A 20,127-nucleotide genomic window follows, 5' to 3' on the forward strand; every position below is an offset into this window, starting at 1 on the left:
AAAATCAAAAGAGGTTGCCAAAACAAGTGCTCATTCTAAACGAGTTGAGCGTTCTAATAGCCAAATGCCAAAAGCGCGAGCAAAAAAATCAGAACAAACACGTCGCTATGATAAAAATGTGATTAAAGCGGCTCAATTTGATATTTCTCCGCGTGATTTTAGCCGTAATGCACTCAATGTAGTGGAAAAACTGCAACGTCAAGGTTTCGAGGCCTATATCGTCGGTGGATGTATCCGTGATTTATTGCTCGGTAAAAAACCAAAAGATTTTGATGTTGCAACAAACGCCCGTCCTGAGCAAATCCAAAACATTTTCCAACGCCAATGCCGTTTAGTGGGTCGCCGTTTCCGCTTAGCACATATTATGTTTGGTCGAGATATTATTGAAGTCGCCACTTTCCGTGCCAATCACAGTGATGCTCGCAATGAAAATCAAGCGAAACAGAGCAATGAAGGCATGTTACTGCGCGATAATGTTTACGGTACGATCGAACAAGATGCAGTGCGCCGAGACTTTACGGTCAATGCGCTGTATTACAATCCACAAGATAATACGTTACGAGATTATTTCGAGGGCATTAAAGATCTCAAAGCAGGAAAACTACGCTTAATTGGCGATCCTGTTACACGTTATCAAGAAGATCCTGTGCGCATGCTACGCTCCATTCGTTTTATGGCAAAACTTGATATGTTCCTTGAAAAACCAAGTGAACAGCCAATTCGTGAACTTGCGCCTTTATTAAAAAATATTCCACCAGCTCGCTTATTTGATGAAAGTTTAAAATTATTGCAGGCTGGACAAGGGGTAAAAACCTATCGTTTATTACGCCAATATGGTTTATTTGAACAACTTTTCCCTGCATTAAGCTCATATTTTACAGAGAAAGAAGATAGCTTTGCGGAACGCATGATCGTCACTGCACTTACTTCTACGGATGAACGTGTTGCGGATAAACTTCGTATTAATCCTGCATTCTTATTTGCAGCATTTTTCTGGTATCCATTACGCGAAAAAGTGGAAATCTTGAAAAATGAAGGTGGTTTAAATAATCATGATGCTTATGCGTTGGCTGGCAATGAAGTTTTAGATTTATTCTGCCGTGCTTTGGCTGCACCACGTCGTCATACTGCGGTCATTCGTGATATTTGGTTCTTACAACTGCAATTATTAAAACGTACTGGATCAGCACCAATGCGTACCATGGAACATCCAAAATTCCGTGCTGGCTTTGATTTACTGGCTATGCGTGCAGAAATTGAAGGTGGCGAAACCATTGAATTAGCCAAATGGTGGCATGAATATCAATTTAGTAATGGCGAACAGCGTGAACAATTAATACAAGAGCAACAACGTTTACATCCCAAACCAAAGAAAAAATACTACCGTCCACGCCGTCGTAAAACAACGCACTCAGCTGAATAAGGAAAAAGATGATTACTGCATATATTGCGCTGGGCAGCAATTTAAATACGCCAGTAGAACAATTACATGCTGCGCTTAAAGCGATAAGTCAGTTACCAAACACTCATTTAGTAACAACGAGCTCTTTTTATAAAAGCAAACCGCTCGGTCCACAAGATCAACCTGATTATGTGAATGCCGTTGTAAAAATTAAAACCGAGCTTAGTCCGCTCAAGCTATTAGATGAATTACAGCGTATTGAAAACGAGCAAGGTCGAGTGCGTTTACGTCGCTGGGGCGAACGCACGTTAGATTTAGATATTTTGCTTTACGGCAACGAAATCATTCAAAACGAACGCTTAACAATTCCCCATTATGATATGCATAACCGTGAGTTTGTCATTGTGCCGTTGTTTGAAATCGCATCGGATTTAGTTTTACCAAATAGTCAAATCATAACAGAGCTGGTCAAGCAATTTGCTGACCACAAAATGATAAAATTAAATCCCTAGAAATTTCACCGCACTTTTATGAACCTCAAAAGTGCGGTAGAATCAGCCCACATTTTTCTTCATTCATGACCCGTTATGGAAAGCTTAACTCAATATATCCCTGATGAATTTTCTATGCTTCGCTTCGGCAAAAAATTCGCCGAAATTCTTTTAAAATTGCATACAGAAAAAGCCATTATGGTTTATCTTAACGGTGATCTTGGGGCAGGAAAAACAACGCTGACACGCGGAATGTTGCAAGGCATCGGTCATCAAGGTAATGTAAAAAGCCCAACTTATACGCTGGTTGAAGAATACAATATTGCAGGCAAAATGATTTATCATTTTGATTTATATCGTCTAGCAGATCCTGAAGAACTCGAATTTATGGGTATTAGAGATTATTTTAATACGGGTAGCATTTGCTTAATTGAATGGTCTGAAAAAGGCCAAGGCATATTGCCGGAATCGGATATTTTAGTGAATATTGATTATTACGATGATGCACGAAATATTGAATTAATCGCACAAACAAATTTGGGTAAAAATATTATAAGCGCATTTTCTAATTAACTTATTTATGAAAACTAAAATTTTATTTTTTCTTTTTTTCTCGACATTTAGCTTTTCTATTTTTGCAGCTCCTATTACGATTGCAATTGACCCTGGTCACGGAGGAAAAGATCCTGGTGCAATCGGCCGAAACTTAGGTATTTATGAAAAAAATGTTACCCTTTCAATTGCAAAAGAATTAAAAGCCTTATTAGATAAAGATCCACATTTTCGTGGCGTATTAACACGTAAAAGTGATTATTATATTTCCGTGCCTGAACGTTCAGAAATCGCACGTAAATTTAAAGCGAATTATCTTATTTCCATTCATGCGGATTCATCTGAATCGCCTGATCGTCGCGGGGCTTCTGTTTGGGTATTGTCAAACCGTCGAGCCAATGATGAAATGGGTCAATGGCTAGAAGACGATGAAAAACGCTCGGAATTACTTGGTGGCGCGGGAAAGGTGCTTTCACACAATAATGACAAATATCTTGACCAGACTGTACTTGATCTGCAATTCGGACATAGCCAACGTACAGGCTATGTGTTAGGCGAACATATTTTGCACCATTTTGCGAAAATAACAACCTTGAGTCGTAGTACACCACAACATGCAAGTCTGGGTGTTCTACGTTCGCCAGATATTCCTTCTGTGTTGGTAGAAACTGGATTTCTTTCCAATTCAGAAGAAGAAAAAAAACTTAATTCCCAAACTTATCGTCGCCGCATTGCTTATATGATTTATGAAGGCTTAGTTGCATTCCGTAGCGGTAAAACCAACACTTTAGTTAAAGACAATTTAGTGCAAAACATCAAACAAAACGATATAAAAAAATCAGGGAAAAATAACCGCACTTCAGAACAAAATATAAATGAAGATAATATTAAAGACAGTGGCATTCGCCATATTGTAAAAAAAGGAGAAAGTTTAGGTAGCTTATCAAATAAATATCACGTAAAAGTCTCTGATATTATTAAATTAAATCAATTAAAGAGAAAAACACTTTGGCTAAATGAAAGTATTAAAATCCCTGATAATGTCGAGATAAAAAATAAATCATTAACAATTAAAGAAAATGATTTTCATAAAAAACAAAATAGCTCAGTAAATAATACCAATAAAAATTTAAAAAAAGAGAAAAATACACAAACTAATAATCAAAAAAATATAATTCCGCTCTATCATAAAGTAACAAAAAACCAAACACTTTATGCTATTTCGAGGGAATATAACATTCCAGTAAATATACTATTGAGCCTAAATCCACATTTAAAAAATGGCAAAGTTATTACAGGACAAAAAATAAAATTAAGAGAAAAATAAATGCCTATTAAAATTCTTTCCCCACAACTTGCTAACCAAATTGCTGCTGGAGAAGTGGTAGAACGCCCTGCATCAGTGGTAAAAGAATTAGTGGAAAATAGCCTTGATGCAGGTGCAAATAAAATCCAAATTGATATCGAAAATGGTGGGGCAAATTTAATCCGCATTCGTGACAATGGCTGTGGTATTCCAAAAGAAGAATTAAGCCTCGCTTTGGCACGACATGCCACGAGTAAAATAGCCGATCTTGACGATCTCGAAGCGATTTTAAGTTTAGGTTTTCGTGGCGAGGCATTAGCTAGTATCAGTTCCGTATCACGCCTAACCCTTACTTCTCGTACCGAAGAACAAACTGAAGCGTGGCAAGTTTATGCGCAAGGTCGTGATATGGAAACCACAATCAAACCCGCATCACATCCTGTCGGCACAACAGTTGAAGTCGCCAATCTTTTTTTCAACACGCCAGCCCGCCGAAAATTTTTGCGCACAGATAAAACAGAATTTGCTCATATTGATGAAGTCATTCGCCGCATTGCTTTAACAAAATTCAATACGGCATTTACATTAACGCATAATGGGAAAATTGTGCGTCAATATCGCCCTGCCTTCGATCTCAATCAGCAACTAAAACGTGTCGCCGTGATTTGTGGGGATGATTTTGTCAAAAATGCCTTACGAATTGATTGGAAACACGATGATTTGCACTTATCTGGCTGGGTAGCTACACCAAATTTTAGCCGAACTCAAAATGATTTAAGTTATTGCTATATTAATGGCCGAATGGTGAGAGATAAGGTAATCAGCCATGCGATTCGACAAGCCTATGCTCAATATTTACCAACCGATGCTTATCCTGCGTTTGTGTTGTTTATTGATTTAAACCCGCACGATGTAGATGTCAATGTTCATCCAACCAAACATGAAGTACGCTTTCATCAACAACGCCTCATTCATGATTTTATTTACGAAGGCATAAGTTATGCACTAAACAATCAAGAACAGCTTAATTGGCATACTGAACAAAGTGCGGTAGAAAATCACGAAGAAAATACAGTGCGCGAGCCACAACCGAATTACAGCATTCGTCCTAATCGTGCAGCTGCGGGGCAAAATAGCTTTGCGCCACAATATCATGAAAAACCACAGCAAAATCAACCGCACTTTTCTAACACACCAGTGTTGCCAAATCATGTAAGTACTGGTTATCGAGATTACCGTTCTGATGCACCGAGTAAAACTGAGCAACGTTTATATGCTGAATTGTTACGCACGTTACCGCCTACAGCGCAAAAGGATATATCGAATACAGCACAACAAAATATTTCAGATACAGCACAACAAAATATTTCAGATACAGCTAAAATCATCTCAACTGAAATAATTGAGTGCTCATCACATCTGCGAGCCCTTTCACTTATTGAAAATCGCGCGCTCTTATTACAACAGAACCAAGATTTCTTTTTGCTTTCATTGGAAAAATTACAACGCTTGCAATGGCAATTGGCTTTACAACAAATACAGATTGAACAACAACCATTGTTGATTCCAATCGTATTTCGTTTAACAGAGGCACAATTTCAAGCATGGCAACAATATTCAGATAACTTCAAAAAAATTGGCTTTGAATTTATCGAAAATCAAGCACAATTACGCTTAACCTTAAATAAAGTGCCAAATGTGTTACGCACACAAAATCTACAAAAATGCGTGATGGCAATGCTGACTAGAGATGAAAATTCATCACCATTTTTAACCGCACTTTGTGCACAATTAGAATGTAAAACCTTTGACGCTTTAGCGGACGCACTCAATTTATTAAGCGAGACGGAACGTTTACTCACGCAAACAAATCGCACGGCATTCACCCAATTACTCAAACCTGTTAATTGGCAGCCTTTATTAGACGAAATTTAGATTCTTCATGAAACCAACCACAATTTTTTTAATGGGCCCAACAGCCTCAGGTAAAACAGATTTAGCCATTCAACTACGAAGCTCACTTCCAGTCGAAGTGATTAGTGTGGATTCAGCTCTTATTTATAAGGGAATGGATATTGGCACAGCGAAACCATCAAAAGAAGAACTTGCTCTTGCGCCTCACCGTTTGATTGATATTTTAGATCCATCAGAAAGCTATTCCGCAATGAATTTCCGCGATGATGCGCTACGCGAAATGGCGGATATTACCGCACAAGGCAAAATCCCGTTACTAGTGGGCGGCACGATGTTGTATTACAAAGCATTAATTGAAGGGCTTTCTCCCTTGCCTTCTGCTGATGAAAATATTCGCGCCGAGCTTGAACAAAAAGCAGCTCAACAAGGTTGGGCAGCATTGCATACAGAACTCGCCAAAATCGATCCCATGTCTGCCGCCCGAATTAATCCGAGTGATTCTCAACGAATCAATCGTGCTTTAGAGGTTTTTTATATCACGGGAAAATCACTCACAGAGCTGACTGAAGAAAAAGGCGAAGCCTTGCCTTATGATTTTGTGCAATTTGCAATTGCGCCGCAAGATCGCCATGTTTTGCATGAACGCATCGAACAACGCTTTCATAAAATGATTGAACTGGGCTTTCAAGAAGAGGTAGAAAAACTTTATACGCGTGGCGATTTAAATATTAATCTGCCGTCAATTCGCTGTGTAGGCTATCGTCAAATGTGGGAATATTTACAAGGCGATTACGATCACGAAGAAATGATTTTCCGTGGTATTTGTGCAACGCGCCAACTTGCAAAACGCCAGCTCACTTGGCTGCGCGGCTGGAAAACACCAATACAATGGCTAGATAGTTTGCAACCTCAACAAGCTAAAGAAACCGTATTACGTCACTTAGATTCCTATCAAAAAGGTTAGAAAAAATGACCGTACTTTCTGCCCTCATTGAACAAAAATTACAATCTCTTGGCACAATCCTGTGCCAATCTTTTCCAGAACTTTCCCCAGAAAAAATTCACGAAGCCATTCAACAAAATTCAAATCATTCAGAACTGCCTGTTTATCAATTAGGCTATGCTATGGCAATATCTGACTTTGTGGAAAAAGTCTTGCAAAAATACCCGCACTTAGTGAAACAATGGTGGGAAAAATCCCCCTGTTTTACAGATTGCACTGCCTATATTGAACGTTTGAATAGAGAGTTAGCCAATGTACATGACGAAACTGCACTCTATCAAACATTACGCCAATTCCGTAACATTGAAATGGCAAAATTAAGTTTTTGTCAAAGTTTGAATCTTGCCACTGTTGAGGAAATTTTTGTTCAGCTTTCACAACTTGCAGAGAGTTTAATTATCGCTGCCCGCGATTGGCTTTATCATCAAGCCTGTGCGGAGATAGGCACACCAATGGATGAACAAGGCAATCCGCAGCAGCTTTATATTCTAGGAATGGGGAAATTAGGCGGCTTTGAACTAAATTTTTCCTCAGATATTGATTTAATTTTCACTTATCCATCACAAGGGGAAACGTCCGTTGAGAATACGAATGCTCGACGTTCTGTGGATAATGGAAAATTTTTTACACGTTTAGGGCAACGCCTTATTTCTGCCTTAGATGAATTTACCTCTGATGGTTTTGTGTATCGAACCGATATGCGATTACGCCCATTTGGTGACAGCGGTGCGCTTGTTCTCAGCTTTGCAGCAATGGAACAATATTATCAAGATCAAGGTCGAGATTGGGAACGTTATGCGATGATTAAAGGGCGAGTATTGGGCGTACAAACAAAGGATCCCAACGTTTCAAAATTGAAAAAAATGTTACGCCCCTTTGTGTATCGTCGCTATATTGACTTTAGTGTGATTCAATCTTTACGTGAAATGAAAGGCAAAATTGAGCGAGAAGTACGCCGTCGTGCTTTGAAAGATAATATTAAACTAGGTGCTGGTGGTATTCGTGAAGTCGAATTTATCGTACAAGCTTTTCAACTCATTCGAGGCGGGCGAGAAATCAATCTGCAACAACATTCACTCTTAAAGATCTTACCTGAAATTACCAAACTAGGATTAATTACCGAACAACAATTCCACGATTTACGTGAAAGTTATATTTTTTTACGCCGCGTAGAAAACATTCTACAAGCCATTAACGATCAACAAACTCAAACACTACCAACCGATGAAATAGATCAAATTCGTTTAGTCGAGGCATGTAAAACTTTCACCTGTTTAAATGAAAATAATCAAACCATTGAAAAACATTATCCAATAGAAAATTGGGACGATTTTTACCGCACTTTACAACAAAAACAAGAAAAAGTGCGGGCAGTATTTACTCAATTAATCGGTGATGAACAAGATGAGCCTTCACAAACTGATAGCCAATGGCAAGATTTTTTAGAAGCAGATTTTGAGGATATTGAACAAACATTATTAGAGAGTGGTGTATCAGAAAATAATATTAATGAAGTTTTAGAAAAGCTTGCTCAATTCAAAAACAGCCTAAATCACAGAGTGATTGGTTCGCGTGGGCGTGATGTATTAAGTCATTTAATGCCAACGGTATTTGCACTCATTTTTGAACAAGAAAATTACCGCACTTTGCTCCCCCGAATACTGAACATTATTGAAAAAATTTCAAGTCGTACAACTTATTTAGAATTATTATTGGAAAATCCTCGTGCCCTTCAGCAAGTTATTGAACTTTGTGCGCAGTCTCAACTTATTTCAGAGCAACTGTCCCGCCATCCTATCTTATTAGATGAATTGCTTAATACGGAAGCACTACGTCATTCTTTGCCATTTACCCAATATCCTACAGAGTTACACCAATATCCTACAGAGTTACACCAATATTTGCTTCGTTTCCCCCCTGATGATGAAGAACAGCTTATCGATGCTTTACGTCAATTTAAACAAGCAACCCTATTAAAAGTGGCAGCGGCAGATATTTTAGGTGCATTGCCAGTAATGAAAGTAAGCGATCATTTAACCTATCTTGCTGAAGCGATTATTGAAGTGGTTGTGAATCTAGCTTGGAAACAAGTTTCGTCTAGATTTGGCGTGCCTGAACATTTGCAAAATAATGAAAAAGGATTTTTAGTTATTGGTTATGGAAAACTTGGTGGTATTGAACTCGGTTATAAATCCGATTTAGACCTCATATTTTTGTACAATGCCGTAGAAAGTCAAACAACAGGTGGCAAAAAAGTGATTGATAACAATCAATTTTACCTACGCTTGGCACAAAAGATTGTGAGTATTTTCAGCATAAATACTTCCGCTGGCGTACTTTATGAGGCAGATATGCGCCTGCGCCCTTCTGGCGATGCTGGCTTAATTGGCTGCTCTCTTTCTACATTTTCCCATTATCAATTGAATGACGCTTGGACATGGGAAAAACAAGCACTTGTGCGCGCTCGTCCAATATTTGGCGAATCATCTCTTAAAGCTAAATTTGAGCATATCCGCCAACAAGTGCTTTCTGCATCACGAGATATTGAACAATTAAAACAAGATGTTGTTGAGATGCGGAAAAAAATGTTTGCCCATTTATCTCACTCAAAACACAGTGAATTTAACCTTAAAACAGATCGCGGTGGTATCACTGATATTGAATTTATCGCTCAATATTTAATGCTTGCCAATGCCCCACAAAACCCACAACTGACAAAATGGTCAGACAATGTTCGTATTTTCGATGATATGGCTGGGGCGCAAATTATTAGCCAAACAGACTGCAACGCTTTAAAACAAAGTTATGTCAATTTACGCAATACCATTCATCATTTGAATTTGTTGGGTAAATCTTCCGTTGTGGAAAACAGTAAATTTGTTAAAGAGCGGTCATTTATTCAAGCATTTTGGGATAAGCTATTTAGTTCGTAAAATAGTAATTAAATCCCATTTTAATGAACTAAATCTAACATTTCCTGTGCATTGGCTAAGGCTAATTCTGTAATTTCACTTCCGCCCAAGAGTCTTGCCAAGGCTGGTACACGTTCAGATTGTGAAAGTGCGGTCATTTTTGTTTCAGTTTTATTATCCACAGTAAATTTTTCTACATTAAACTGATGATGACCATGACAAGCAACCTGTGGCAAGTGAGTGACGCATAATACTTGGCAGCGTTCACTTAATTGACGTAAAAGTTTTCCGACAACACTTGCTGTTTTTCCGCTAATGCCCACGTCCACTTCATCGAAAATTAAGGTTGGAATAGCCGATTGATCAGAAGTTAAAACTTGAATCGCTAAAGAAATACGAGAAAGCTCACCACCAGAGGCAATTTTAGTTAATGGCTGCGGTTGTTGTCCTAAATTACTACGCAAAGTGAAAATCACATTATCCGCACCATTTGCACTCACTTTATCTAAATCCGTATTCAACTCTACATAAAATTCAGCGTTTTCCATTGCAAGTTGTTTTATCGACTGTGTGACATTTTGCGCTAAGCGATTTGCTGATTTCTGACGACTTGCTGTTAATGCTGTAGCCGTTGCTTGCATTTGTTCAAATGCGAGTTTTTCTTGCTCAATCAACATCTCTTCACTTTCAGAAAAATCCAAAAGTGCGGTTAATTCTGCTTTTAATTTTTTGTGCTGTTCTACAAGATCTTCAGGTTTAACTTGATGTTTACGAGCAAGTTGTAAAGTCTGACTAATTCTTTGTTCGATTTCCTGTAAAAGCTGAGGATCTTGCTCGATATTACTTGATAAATTTTGCACTTCACTGGTTGCTTCTTGCACTTGAATCAACGCATCATTCAACATATTTTGCACTTCAGCATATTGCGGATCAAGTTCAGCTAATTCATCAATATATTGTGTCGCACGATAAAGCAAACTATCGATATTTACGGTGTCATTTTCACTTAAAATTTGCAGTGCAGATTGGGAAAGTTGGGTTAGCTGTTCGCTGCTAGATAAACGACGTTGTTCATCTTCTAATTCCAAATATTCATTTGGTCGAAGGTTAAATTCATCTAGTTCATCCACTTGATACTGTAAAAGTTGTTTACGTGCTTCATTTTCCGCCACTTTTTGTTGAAAGGTTTTAACTTGATTTTGAAGATTTTTCCATGTCTGATAATCTTCACGCATTTTCACAAGTAATTCAGGATGAGCGGCAAAATTATCAACTAACTGAAGCTGATAGTCATTTTTTAACAATAATTGAGAAGCGTGTTGCCCATTAATATGAACAAGATATTGAGCAATTTCTTTTAATTGAGAAGCGGATACTGGTGTACTATTAATAAAAGCCTTAGAACGTCCGTCTGCATTAATTATGCGACGTAAAATACATTCAGTTGGATTATCTGGATCCTGTAATTCTTGCTCACTCAACCAGTGATAAGCAGGATTTTGCGATTCTAGTTGGAAAGTTGCACAAATTTCCGCACGCTCTTGCCCTTCACGCACCATTGAGGTTTCTACTCTTTGTCCGAAACATAAACCTAAAGCATCAATGGCGATAGATTTTCCAGCACCAGTTTCCCCTGTTATAACAGACATTCCTTTCGCCAATTCAATATCAAGCTGACGAACAATCGCAAAATTATTGATAGTAAGTTGAGTAAGCATAGCAAAATCCTTTAACTGTATATTTAATATGATATAACTGATTTAATTTACAGTAAAGGATTTTTTACAGTATTTTGTCAAATCTATTTCAATCGAAAATTTTTACCATAATCAAAATGATTTTAACCAACCTAATTTGCTACTTAACACATTGTAATAATTATAATTTTTCAGATGAAGCAAACGGAGTTTATGCTCGCTTTTTTGAATATGCACCACATCATCTGGGGTAAAAGGTAAGGTAATTTGACTATCACAGCCTACTTCTAATTGAGAGGTATTATGTTCAGCAAAACGAATCGATATTTTACTATCCCCATCAACAACAAGAGGGCGAGAAGTTAATGTATGTGGAAACATTGGCACTAATGCAATGGCATTAAGGTTTGGTGTCAAAATAGGTCCACCAGCGGAAAGAGAATAAGCCGTAGAACCTGTTGGAGTAGAAACAATTAATCCATCAGAACGTTGAGAAAATGCAAACTTATCATTGATATATACGTGAAAATCAATCATATGTGCAATTTTGGCGGGATGAATAACCGCTTCATTTACCGCATTGCTGGTTGATACGATTTCACTTGCTCGTTCGATTTTTGCTTCCAATAAAAAACGTTCTTCCACAAAAAATTCGCCACGTTCTAAACAAGCTTCAAGCTGGGAATAGGCATTTTTCGGGTCAATATCCGTTAAAAATCCCAAATTACCACGATTAATACCAATCAATGGAATATCATATTTTGCTAATACGCGAGCGCGCCCTAGCATATTGCCGTCTCCACCAATCACAATGGCTAATTGGGCTCGGTGGCCTATTTCTTCTAACGTAGCAAGATGTTCAAAAGGTAACTCAAGTGTTATGGCGACTTCTTTTTCCACCAACACTTGATAACCACGTTCCATTAACCAATGAAATAAGTTTTTGTGCATTTGTAAGTTAATATCATTGCGAGGCTTACCTACAAGAGCAATGGTTTTAAAGGAACGATATAAATGATTCATAAAATGACCGCACTTGAATTTAACATTTTCGTCATTATATCGTTTTTTGCTACACTATGCCCAATTACGATTAATCAATTTTGTTTTACGGAGAAAAAAATGTCAGAACAAGAACAAAAAGTTAAAAACTCAGAAGTAGAAAATCAAGAAGAAGTCGTTGTGGAAGAAGCACAACAAGCAGATCCTTCTCAAGAATTTGATCCTTTAGAAGAAGCTATTGCCCGCGTGCAAGAGCTTGAAGAGCAGCTAAAAACTCAAATAGAAGAAGCCGCAAATAAAGAACAGGATATTTTACTTCGCTCTCGTGCTGAAATTGAAAATCTTCGTCGTCGTACTGAACAAGACGTAGAAAAAGCACATAAATTCGCTTTGGAAAAATTTTCAAAAGACATTTTGAATACTATCGATAACCTAGAGCGTGCGCTTGCCACTCCAGCAAATAAAGAAGATGAAAGCGTAAAAGCCTTATTTGACGGTGTAGAACTAACCTTAAAAGAATTAGTTTCAACCGTTGGGCGTTTTGGCGTGGAAGCTGTGGGAGTTGTCGGTGAAGCATTTAATCCTGATTTACATCAAGCCATTTCAATGCAACCTGCTGAAGGCTTTGAAACCAATCAAATTAGCGTCGTATTGCAAAAAGGCTACACCTTAAGTGGTCGAGTCATTCGCCCAGCGATGGTAATGGTGGCAGCTTAATTTACATTTGGTCTAAAGAGCGGTCGGTTTTTCGACCGTTTTTTCTTTTTCCTGAATAACAACATAAACTTTACGGATAATTTCCCTAAAATCTTCGCTCGTTGTAGCCCAATCTAGAAGATCAACGCGCCACGGTAAATCTGATTCAGAAAAAGCTTCTTTTAATCTGTCACGAGCTAAAAAATCTAAAGGTTCCTCAGAGATAATCGCAAGGTCAAGATCGGAATATTTTTTTGCTTTTCCCTTTACACGAGAACCGAAAGCCCATACGGTATAATCAGGTACTAATTGTTGTAAAATAGTTTTCACAATCGCCAATTCTTCAGAATTTATATCAAGCTGTGCAAAACTAGTCATATTAATTTCTCTGACGTAATTGTTCCAATAGGAAACGACTTTCTATTAAAAAATCATCAATTTGTGCATAAACAGCCATGGCTTTTTCCTGATCATAAGTATGTGATGTAATATTACGCATATCACGATAAACAACCCATTTTGACATATCTTCAATCAAACCAAATCTCAATGCTTCTCGCAAAATATCCTTAAATCCATAAGCCCCAATATCATTGGTATTAATTGCATCTTGTTGAAGTTGGCGTTTCATCATTTTTAAACTTAACTCATAAACAAATTCAAATTTCTGAATTGCACCTGCAATTAAGGTATCTTGTACAATAGAGGGTTGCATATCAAACCAATTTCTGTCTGAAATTTGTACTACGGTTTGCTCTAACGAATAAAATGCAGCATCTAATACATTTAAATTTAGCTTATCAGTCATCATTTTTACCTCTGTTAAATACTCATCTATTTTACCATAGACTATTTTTTCTCAAAACCTATAACCCCAAAAGTAAACATTGTGATATTGATCACAAAATCAAAAATATTTGAGAAAAGCTCTCAACAACTTAATGTGATATTTTTCTAATAAAATCAATCTTTAACAAAATTATCTTACGACAAAAAGGTCTAAAACACTACATATTGTGTGTTGATTATCTTTTTAGATCTATATATAGTGCAATCCGCATTTCAAAAACACTATATATTGGAGCTATATCATGAGTAACTTTGGGGTCATCAAGCGCGATGGTTCTCGTGCGGAGTTTGAGATTCAACGTATCATTAATGCCATTAAAAAAGCCGCAAGTGCGGTCAATATTTCCGATGAATTTTATTGCCACCAAATTGGGCAAGAAGTAGGGAATGAAATTTTCACCCGTCATCAAGGCGAGATTGATATTAATCAGATTCAAAAAATCGTTGAAGATAAATTGATGGCAAGTCGTTATCCTGAGGTTGCTCGTGCGTATATCGAATATCGTCATGATCGTGATTTAGCGCGAGAAAAACGTAGTCAGCTGACAAAAGAAATTGAAGGCTTGATTGAACAAAGCAACGTAGAATTACTTAATGAAAACGCCAATAAAGACGCGAAAGTGATTCCAACGCAACGAGATTTGCTTGCTGGAATTGTGGCAAAACATTATGCCAAGCACCATATTCTTCCACGCGATGTGGTAGAGGCTCACGAAAAAGGTGAAATTCATTATCACGATTTAGATTACGCGCCGTTCTTTCCAATGTTTAACTGTATGTTAGTTGATTTAGAAGGGATGCTTTCTCGTGGTTTCAAAATGGGCAATGCGGAAATCGAACCCCCTAAATCTATCGGCACCGCAACGGCAGTGACAGCACAAATTATCGCCCAAGTTGCCAGCCATATTTACGGTGGCACAACCATTAATCGTATTGATGAAGTGCTTTCCCCTTATGTGCAAATCAGTTACGAAAAACATCTCAAACATGCCCAAGAATGGAACGTGCCTGATGTTGAAGGTTATGCCAAAGCATTGATTGAAAAAGAATGTTTCGATGCCTTCCAATCCTTAGAATATGAAGTTAATACACTACATACTTCAAATGGGCAAACACCATTTGTGACCTTTGGTTTTGGTTTAGGTACAAGCTGGCAATCCCGCTTAATTCAGCAAGCTATTTTAAAAAATCGTATTCGTGGACTCGGAAAAAATCATAAAACGCCAGTATTTCCAAAACTTGTTTTCACTATTAAAAAAGGCTTGAATCAAACTAAAGGCGATCCAAATTACGATATCAAACAACTCGCATTGGAATGTGCATCAAAACGTATGTATCCAGATATTCTCAATTATGATCAAGTTGTCAAAGTCACGGGCTCTTTTAAAGCCCCGATGGGATGCCGTAGCTTTTTAGGTGCATACGAAGAAGACGGACATGAAATTCATGATGGGCGTAATAATCTTGGTGTGGTGAGTTTGAATTTACCGCGTATCGCGTTGGAGTCTAAAAACGAAGAAGATTTCTACCGCACTTTAGATGAACGTTTAGCTATTGCGAAAAAAGCATTAATGACGCGAGTTGCCCGCCTTGAGAATACCAAAGCTCGCGTTGCCCCCATTCTTTATATGGAAGGCGCATGCGGAGTGCGGTTAAAAGCGGATGAAAATGTGGCACAAATTTTCAAAAATGGACGTGCCTCTATTTCACTTGGCTATATCGGTATTCACGAAACCATTAATGCACTATATAACAAAGGACATATTTTTGATGATGAACAATTACGCGAAAAAGGCATTGTGATTGTTCGCCACCTTAGCGAGGCAGTGAAACGCTGGCAAAAAGAAACAGGTTATGCCTTCAGCCTTTACTCCACGCCAAGCGAAAACTTATGCGACCGCTTCTGCCGTCTAGATACCAAAAAATTTGGTGTGATTGAAGGCGTCACGGATAAGGGCTACTACACGAACAGTTACCACTTAGATGTAGAAAAGAAAGTGAATCCTTACGATAAACTAGATTTCGAAATGACATATCCCCCACTCGCCAGCGGCGGTTTTATTTGCTACGGCGAATATCCCAATATTCAACACAACTTAAAAGCATTGGAAGATGTGTGGGATTATAGCTACGATCGCGTACCTTACTACGGCACAAACACACCGATTGACGAATGTTATGAATGTGGTTTCACCGGCGAATTTGAATGTACCAGCAAAGGTTTTGTTTGCCCAAAATGTGGCAATCACGACAGCACAAAAGTGTCTGTCACTCGCCGCGTCTGTGGCTATCTAGGCAGCCCTGATGCCCGCCCATTTAATGCGGGAAAACAAGAAGAAGTGAAGAGAAGAGTTAAACACCTTTGATTTAACACGATAGCAAAAGCACGCATTTTTTAATGCGTGCTTTTTGTTTCCAACTTTGGCATTCCCAAAATCTCCGCTAAAATAACCGCACTTTTTCTTATCTTCTAGGAAAGCAATATGTCAGATATTCTCAATAACCTTATTCATCTTCTTAAACTTGAAAAAATTGATGATTTAATCTTTCGTGGTGAAAGCCAAGATTTAGGTTTTCGCCAAGTATTTGGCGGGCAAGTAGTGGCACAGGCGTTATCTGCAGCAATGCAGGTGGCGCCAGAAGATCGCATTTTGCATTCTTGTCATGCCTATTTTCTTGCACCAGGAGACAGTCAATATCCGATTATTTACGATGTAGAAACCTTGCGTGAAGGGCGTAATTTTTCTGCATTACGCGTAAAAGCCATTCAACATAAAAATACCATTTGTCATGTAACCGCTTCTTTCCAAGTGCCAGAAAAAGGTTTTGAACATCAAAATTCAATGCCAAATGTTGGCACGCCTGAAGACTTTACAGATGAAAATGTGATGCTACAAAAAGTGGCTCAAATCTTGCTAGAACCACTCAATGAAAAATTTGCGGCAGAGCGTCCATTTGAGGTACGTACCAAATATTTGAATAACCCATTTAACGGGACAAAATTGCCAGCCGAGCAATATTCTTGGTTTAAAACCAATGGTGAAACGCCGCTTGATATAAAAATTCAGCAATGTTTATTGGCTTATTTTTCCGATTTTCACTGTATTTTGACCGCACTTCATCCGCACGAAAAAGGCTTTTTACAAAAAGGAATGAAAGTGGCAACCATTGATCATAGTATTTGGTTCCATCGTCCGTTTGATTTAAATCACTGGCATTTGCACGCAATTGAAAGCAATAATGCCTTTGGAGGGCGAGGCTTAGCTCGCGGGCAAATTTTCTCACAAGATGGTCAATTAATCGCAACAACACAACAAGAAGGCTTGATCCGTTTTAACGAATAAGAAAGAAAAAATGACCGCACTTATTACACAATTTTGGCAACAGGTTGAAACCGCACTAAAAACAGCGAATCCACAAGAAAAATGTCGTTTAGTTAATGACCTCTACGATAATCTTCTGCCACAAATTCAATTGATTAAATTAGAAGATTTTCCCGAAGTCGTACCGCAAGATAATATTGCCACTTTTCCTGAAAAACCGCTCTTAGTTGCACCGAAAGATGTGCCAAAACGTTCTTTTGCCACAGAAGAAGGCTATGCTGCCACATTGCACGCTATCGCACATATTGAGTTTAATGCGATTAATTTAGGCTTAGATGCGGCTTGGCGATTCGGGCGTAATGCACAAGAAGAACTGGGCGAAGGTTTGGCTTTTGTGAAGGATTGGCTGCGTGTTGCTCGTGAAGAAAGCACGCATTTTTCCTTAGTCAATGAACATTTGAAAACATTGGGCTATCAATATGGTGATTTTGAAGCCCATGCTGGATTATGGGAAATGGCACAAGCCACCGCGCACGATATTTGGGAACGAATGGCATTAGTTCCTCGTGTATTAGAAGCAAGAGGTCTCGATGCAACACCTGTTCTGCAAGAAAAAATCGCACAACGTAAAGATTTTGCCGCAGTGAACATTTTGGATATTATTTTGCGCGATGAAATTGGCCATGTGTATATCGGCAATCATTGGTATCACGCACTCTCTAAAAAACGGGGTTTAGATGCGATGAAATGCTTTACAGAGCTTTTACACAAATATCGTATTGTGATTTTTAAAGGTGTCATTAATACCGATGCTCGTATTCAAGCGGGTTTCACGCAGCATGAGTTAGATTGGATTTATGAAGTGGAACAAACATTAAAATCCTACATTAAGAAATGATGAAAAAATAAAAAGACTAAGTTCGATTGAATACCGAACTTAGTCTTTTTAATGAAAGTGATTTAACGTTTGAATTTATTGCTTACGCCAAGTTGTTCCATTCGGACCATCTTCTAATACGATACCCATAGCGGTAAGCTCATTACGCGCAGCATCTGCAGTGGCCCAATCTTTAGCAGCGCGGGCTTCATTGCGTTGTTTAATCAGAGCTTCAATTTTTGCCACTTCATCATCGTTAGAACCTGCTTGTAAGAATTTCTCTGGATCTTGTTGAAGTAATCCTAAAATCGCCCCCAATTCACGCAAACGCACGGCCAGTCCATTGGCTTTCTCAACATCTTCTGTTTTTAACTTGTTAATTTCACGCGCCATTTCGAATAAAACAGAAAGTGCATTTGGCGTATTGAAATCATCATCCATTGCTTCACGGAAGGTTTCCGCAAAATTTTCTCCGCCAAAAACAACCGCACTTTGATCCGTTCCGCGTAAAGCCGTGTATAAACGTTCCAACGCACCTTGCGCTAAATTCAAGTTTTCTTCGCTATAATTGAGCTGGCTACGATAATGTGCCGTTAATAAGAAATAACGTACAGCTTCTGAATTGTAATGGTTTAATACATCACGAATTGTAAAGAAATTGCCGAGGGATTTCGACATTTTTTCTTTATCCACCATAATCATGCCAGAATGGATCCAATAATTCACATATTGGCCACCATGCGCACAGCAAGATTGTGCAATTTCATTTTCGTGGTGTGGGAACATTAAATCAGAACCACCACCGTGAATATCAAAATGTTCGCCAAGCTGTTTGCAATTCATTGCAGAACATTCAATATGCCAACCTGGACGACCAGCGCCCCAAGGGGATGGCCAACTTGGCTCGTTTTCTTTCGACATTTTCCAAAGCACGAAATCCATTGGATTTTTCTTGATTTCATTGATTTCAATACGTGCACCAGCTTGTAATTGCTCAAGATCTTGACGGGATAATTTGCCGTATTCTTTGAAGCTTTCTACATCAAACATCACGTCCCCATTATCCGCAACATAAGCGTGTCCGCGTTTAATTAATTTTTCCACAATTTCAATAATTTCTGGAATATGATGCGTCGCACGAGGTTCAAAATCAGGGCGTAATACATTAAGTGCATCAAAATCTTTATACATTTCCTGCACCATGCGATCCACTAACTGATCGCAGGTTTCTTTGTTTTCTAACGCACGTTTAATAATTTTGTCATCTACGTCCGTAATATTACGTACATAAGTTAAATCGTAACCCAAAGAACGTAAATAACGGGCAATCACATCAAAACACACAAAAGTGCGTCCATGACCGATATGGCACAAATCATAAACAGTAACGCCACAAACATACATTCCCACTTTATTTTCGTGGATAGGTTTAAAGATTTCTTTTTCTCTCGTTAAGGTATTGAAAATTTTTAGCATTTTTAAGCTCGTAAAATGAAATAAAAACAAACCGCACTTTTATAGCACTTTTACCTCGATTGTGGAATAATACAGCCCTTAATTTTTTAGAGGGAAAACAAAATGGTTACATTACACACAAACTTTGGCGACATTAAAATTAAATTGGATTTTGATAAAGCTCCAGTTACAGCAGAAAACTTCTTAAATTACTGCAAAGAAGGTTTTTATAATAACACAATTTTTCATCGTGTTATTGATGGCTTTATGATTCAAGGTGGCGGTATGGAAAGCGGTATGCGCGAAAAAGCAACTAAAGCCCCAATCCAAAATGAAGCGAACAATCGTTTAAGTAACAAACGTGGAACCATTGCAATGGCTCGCACTTCAGATCCACATTCAGCGACAGCACAATTTTTCATTAACGTGGCAGACAATGATTTCTTAAATTATCGTTCAAAAGAAATGTTTGGTCGAGAAGTCGTTCAAGAATGGGGCTATGCGGTATTTGGTGAAGTGGTTGAAGGGATGGATGTTGTTGATAAAATCAAAAAAGTGAAAACAGGCAACAAAGGTTTTCATCAAGATGTTCCAACTGAAGATGTAGTGATTACATCGGTTTCAGTAGAATAATGCTGAATGGCGGAT

Annotated in this window: 17 protein-coding genes; 12 read left to right on the plus strand and 5 right to left on the minus strand. The window is 38.2% G+C overall.

The genetic code is table 11. From position 1 onward, the window contains the following. The first annotated feature begins 64 nt into the window (after nt 1-64). The 7 genes from pcnB to glnE all read left to right on the plus strand — a co-directional run bounded on the left by pcnB (nt 65) and on the right by glnE (nt 9,601). The gene (pcnB, locus tag HMPREF2813_RS07175) at nt 65-1,423 is read left to right on the plus strand and encodes a polynucleotide adenylyltransferase PcnB (protein WP_014550610.1); all 1,359 of its coding nucleotides are present in this window, start codon (nt 65-67) and stop codon (nt 1,421-1,423) included. An 8-nt stretch (nt 1,424-1,431) separates the two neighbouring features. Continuing rightward, entirely contained in the window at nt 1,432-1,914 is a 483-nt protein-coding gene (folK, locus tag HMPREF2813_RS07180) for a 2-amino-4-hydroxy-6-hydroxymethyldihydropteridine diphosphokinase (protein WP_014550609.1), read from the plus strand. Between the two features lie 75 nt (nt 1,915-1,989). Continuing rightward, entirely contained in the window at nt 1,990-2,466 is a 477-nt protein-coding gene (gene tsaE, locus HMPREF2813_RS07185) for a tRNA (adenosine(37)-N6)-threonylcarbamoyltransferase complex ATPase subunit type 1 TsaE (RefSeq protein WP_005657736.1), read from the plus strand. 7 nt (nt 2,467-2,473) lie between these two features. Further along, the gene (locus tag HMPREF2813_RS07190; RefSeq protein WP_014550608.1) at nt 2,474-3,772 is read left to right on the plus strand and encodes a LysM peptidoglycan-binding domain-containing protein; all 1,299 of its coding nucleotides are present in this window, start codon (nt 2,474-2,476) and stop codon (nt 3,770-3,772) included. Continuing rightward, entirely contained in the window at nt 3,773-5,686 is a 1,914-nt protein-coding gene (gene mutL, locus HMPREF2813_RS07195) for a DNA mismatch repair endonuclease MutL (protein ID WP_042602140.1), read from the plus strand. Nucleotides 5,687-5,693: 7 nt separating this feature from the next. Continuing rightward, nucleotides 5,694-6,629 carry a tRNA (adenosine(37)-N6)-dimethylallyltransferase MiaA gene (gene miaA, locus HMPREF2813_RS07200; protein WP_005687529.1) on the plus strand — a complete coding sequence of 312 codons (936 nt, stop codon included), beginning with the start codon at nt 5,694-5,696 and terminating at the stop codon, nt 6,627-6,629. A 5-nt stretch (nt 6,630-6,634) separates the two neighbouring features. Next, nucleotides 6,635-9,601, plus strand: coding sequence for a bifunctional [glutamate--ammonia ligase]-adenylyl-L-tyrosine phosphorylase/[glutamate--ammonia-ligase] adenylyltransferase (glnE, locus tag HMPREF2813_RS07205; protein WP_048946762.1), 2,967 nt, complete (start codon nt 6,635-6,637; stop codon nt 9,599-9,601). Nucleotides 9,602-9,621: 20 nt separating this feature from the next. Here the strand turns inward: glnE and recN are convergent, their stop codons facing one another. Together recN and HMPREF2813_RS07215 are read right to left on the minus strand one after the other, a co-directional pair. Then, nucleotides 9,622-11,298, minus strand: coding sequence for a DNA repair protein RecN (gene recN, locus HMPREF2813_RS07210; protein WP_014550605.1), 1,677 nt, complete (start codon nt 11,296-11,298; stop codon nt 9,622-9,624). A 111-nt stretch (nt 11,299-11,409) separates the two neighbouring features. Continuing rightward, the gene (locus HMPREF2813_RS07215; RefSeq protein ID WP_005663214.1) at nt 11,410-12,300 is read right to left on the minus strand and encodes an NAD(+) kinase; all 891 of its coding nucleotides are present in this window, start codon (nt 12,298-12,300) and stop codon (nt 11,410-11,412) included. A 99-nt stretch (nt 12,301-12,399) separates the two neighbouring features. On the opposite strand from HMPREF2813_RS07215, the gene grpE reads away from it, so the two are divergent. Next, entirely contained in the window at nt 12,400-12,996 is a 597-nt protein-coding gene (grpE, locus tag HMPREF2813_RS07220) for a nucleotide exchange factor GrpE (protein ID WP_146118305.1), read from the plus strand. Between the two features lie 12 nt (nt 12,997-13,008). On the opposite strand, the gene HMPREF2813_RS07225 is transcribed toward grpE, so the two are convergent. Beyond that, on the minus strand, nt 13,009-13,353 hold the full coding sequence (locus HMPREF2813_RS07225; protein WP_005663210.1) for a nucleotidyltransferase family protein: 345 nt from the start codon (nt 13,351-13,353) through the stop codon (nt 13,009-13,011). A 1-nt stretch (nt 13,354) separates the two neighbouring features. Then, on the minus strand, nt 13,355-13,786 hold the full coding sequence (locus HMPREF2813_RS07230) for an HI0074 family nucleotidyltransferase substrate-binding subunit (RefSeq protein ID WP_020910035.1): 432 nt from the start codon (nt 13,784-13,786) through the stop codon (nt 13,355-13,357). Between the two features lie 280 nt (nt 13,787-14,066). Here HMPREF2813_RS07230 and nrdD point away from each other — a divergent pair, with 280 nt between their 5' ends. The 3 genes from nrdD to HMPREF2813_RS07245 all read left to right on the plus strand — a co-directional run bounded on the left by nrdD (nt 14,067) and on the right by HMPREF2813_RS07245 (nt 18,045). Continuing rightward, nucleotides 14,067-16,190: an anaerobic ribonucleoside-triphosphate reductase gene (nrdD, locus tag HMPREF2813_RS07235; RefSeq protein ID WP_070647027.1), complete on the plus strand. Its 2,124-nt coding sequence runs from the start codon at nt 14,067-14,069 to the stop codon at nt 16,188-16,190. A gap of 117 nt (nt 16,191-16,307) precedes the next feature. After that, nucleotides 16,308-17,168 carry an acyl-CoA thioesterase II gene (gene tesB / locus HMPREF2813_RS07240; RefSeq protein WP_011961822.1) on the plus strand — a complete coding sequence of 287 codons (861 nt, stop codon included), beginning with the start codon at nt 16,308-16,310 and terminating at the stop codon, nt 17,166-17,168. A 10-nt stretch (nt 17,169-17,178) separates the two neighbouring features. Continuing rightward, complete coding sequence (locus HMPREF2813_RS07245) at nt 17,179-18,045, plus strand: ferritin-like domain-containing protein (RefSeq protein ID WP_011961821.1); 867 nt, start codon at nt 17,179-17,181, stop codon at nt 18,043-18,045. Nucleotides 18,046-18,120: 75 nt separating this feature from the next. Here the strand turns inward: HMPREF2813_RS07245 and cysS are convergent, their stop codons facing one another. Continuing rightward, on the minus strand, nt 18,121-19,500 hold the full coding sequence (gene cysS / locus HMPREF2813_RS07250) for a cysteine--tRNA ligase (protein WP_048946764.1): 1,380 nt from the start codon (nt 19,498-19,500) through the stop codon (nt 18,121-18,123). Nucleotides 19,501-19,602: 102 nt separating this feature from the next. Between cysS and HMPREF2813_RS07255 the strand changes: the two genes are divergently transcribed. Beyond that, a complete protein-coding gene (locus HMPREF2813_RS07255; RefSeq protein WP_005690982.1) occupies nt 19,603-20,112 on the plus strand; it encodes a peptidylprolyl isomerase in 510 nt (169 codons plus the stop codon). Nucleotides 20,113-20,127: the final 15 nt, after the last annotated feature.

Source organism: Haemophilus sp. HMSC066A11 (assembly GCF_001811665.1).
GTDB classification, from domain to species: Bacteria; Pseudomonadota; Gammaproteobacteria; order Enterobacterales; family Pasteurellaceae; genus Haemophilus; species Haemophilus influenzae.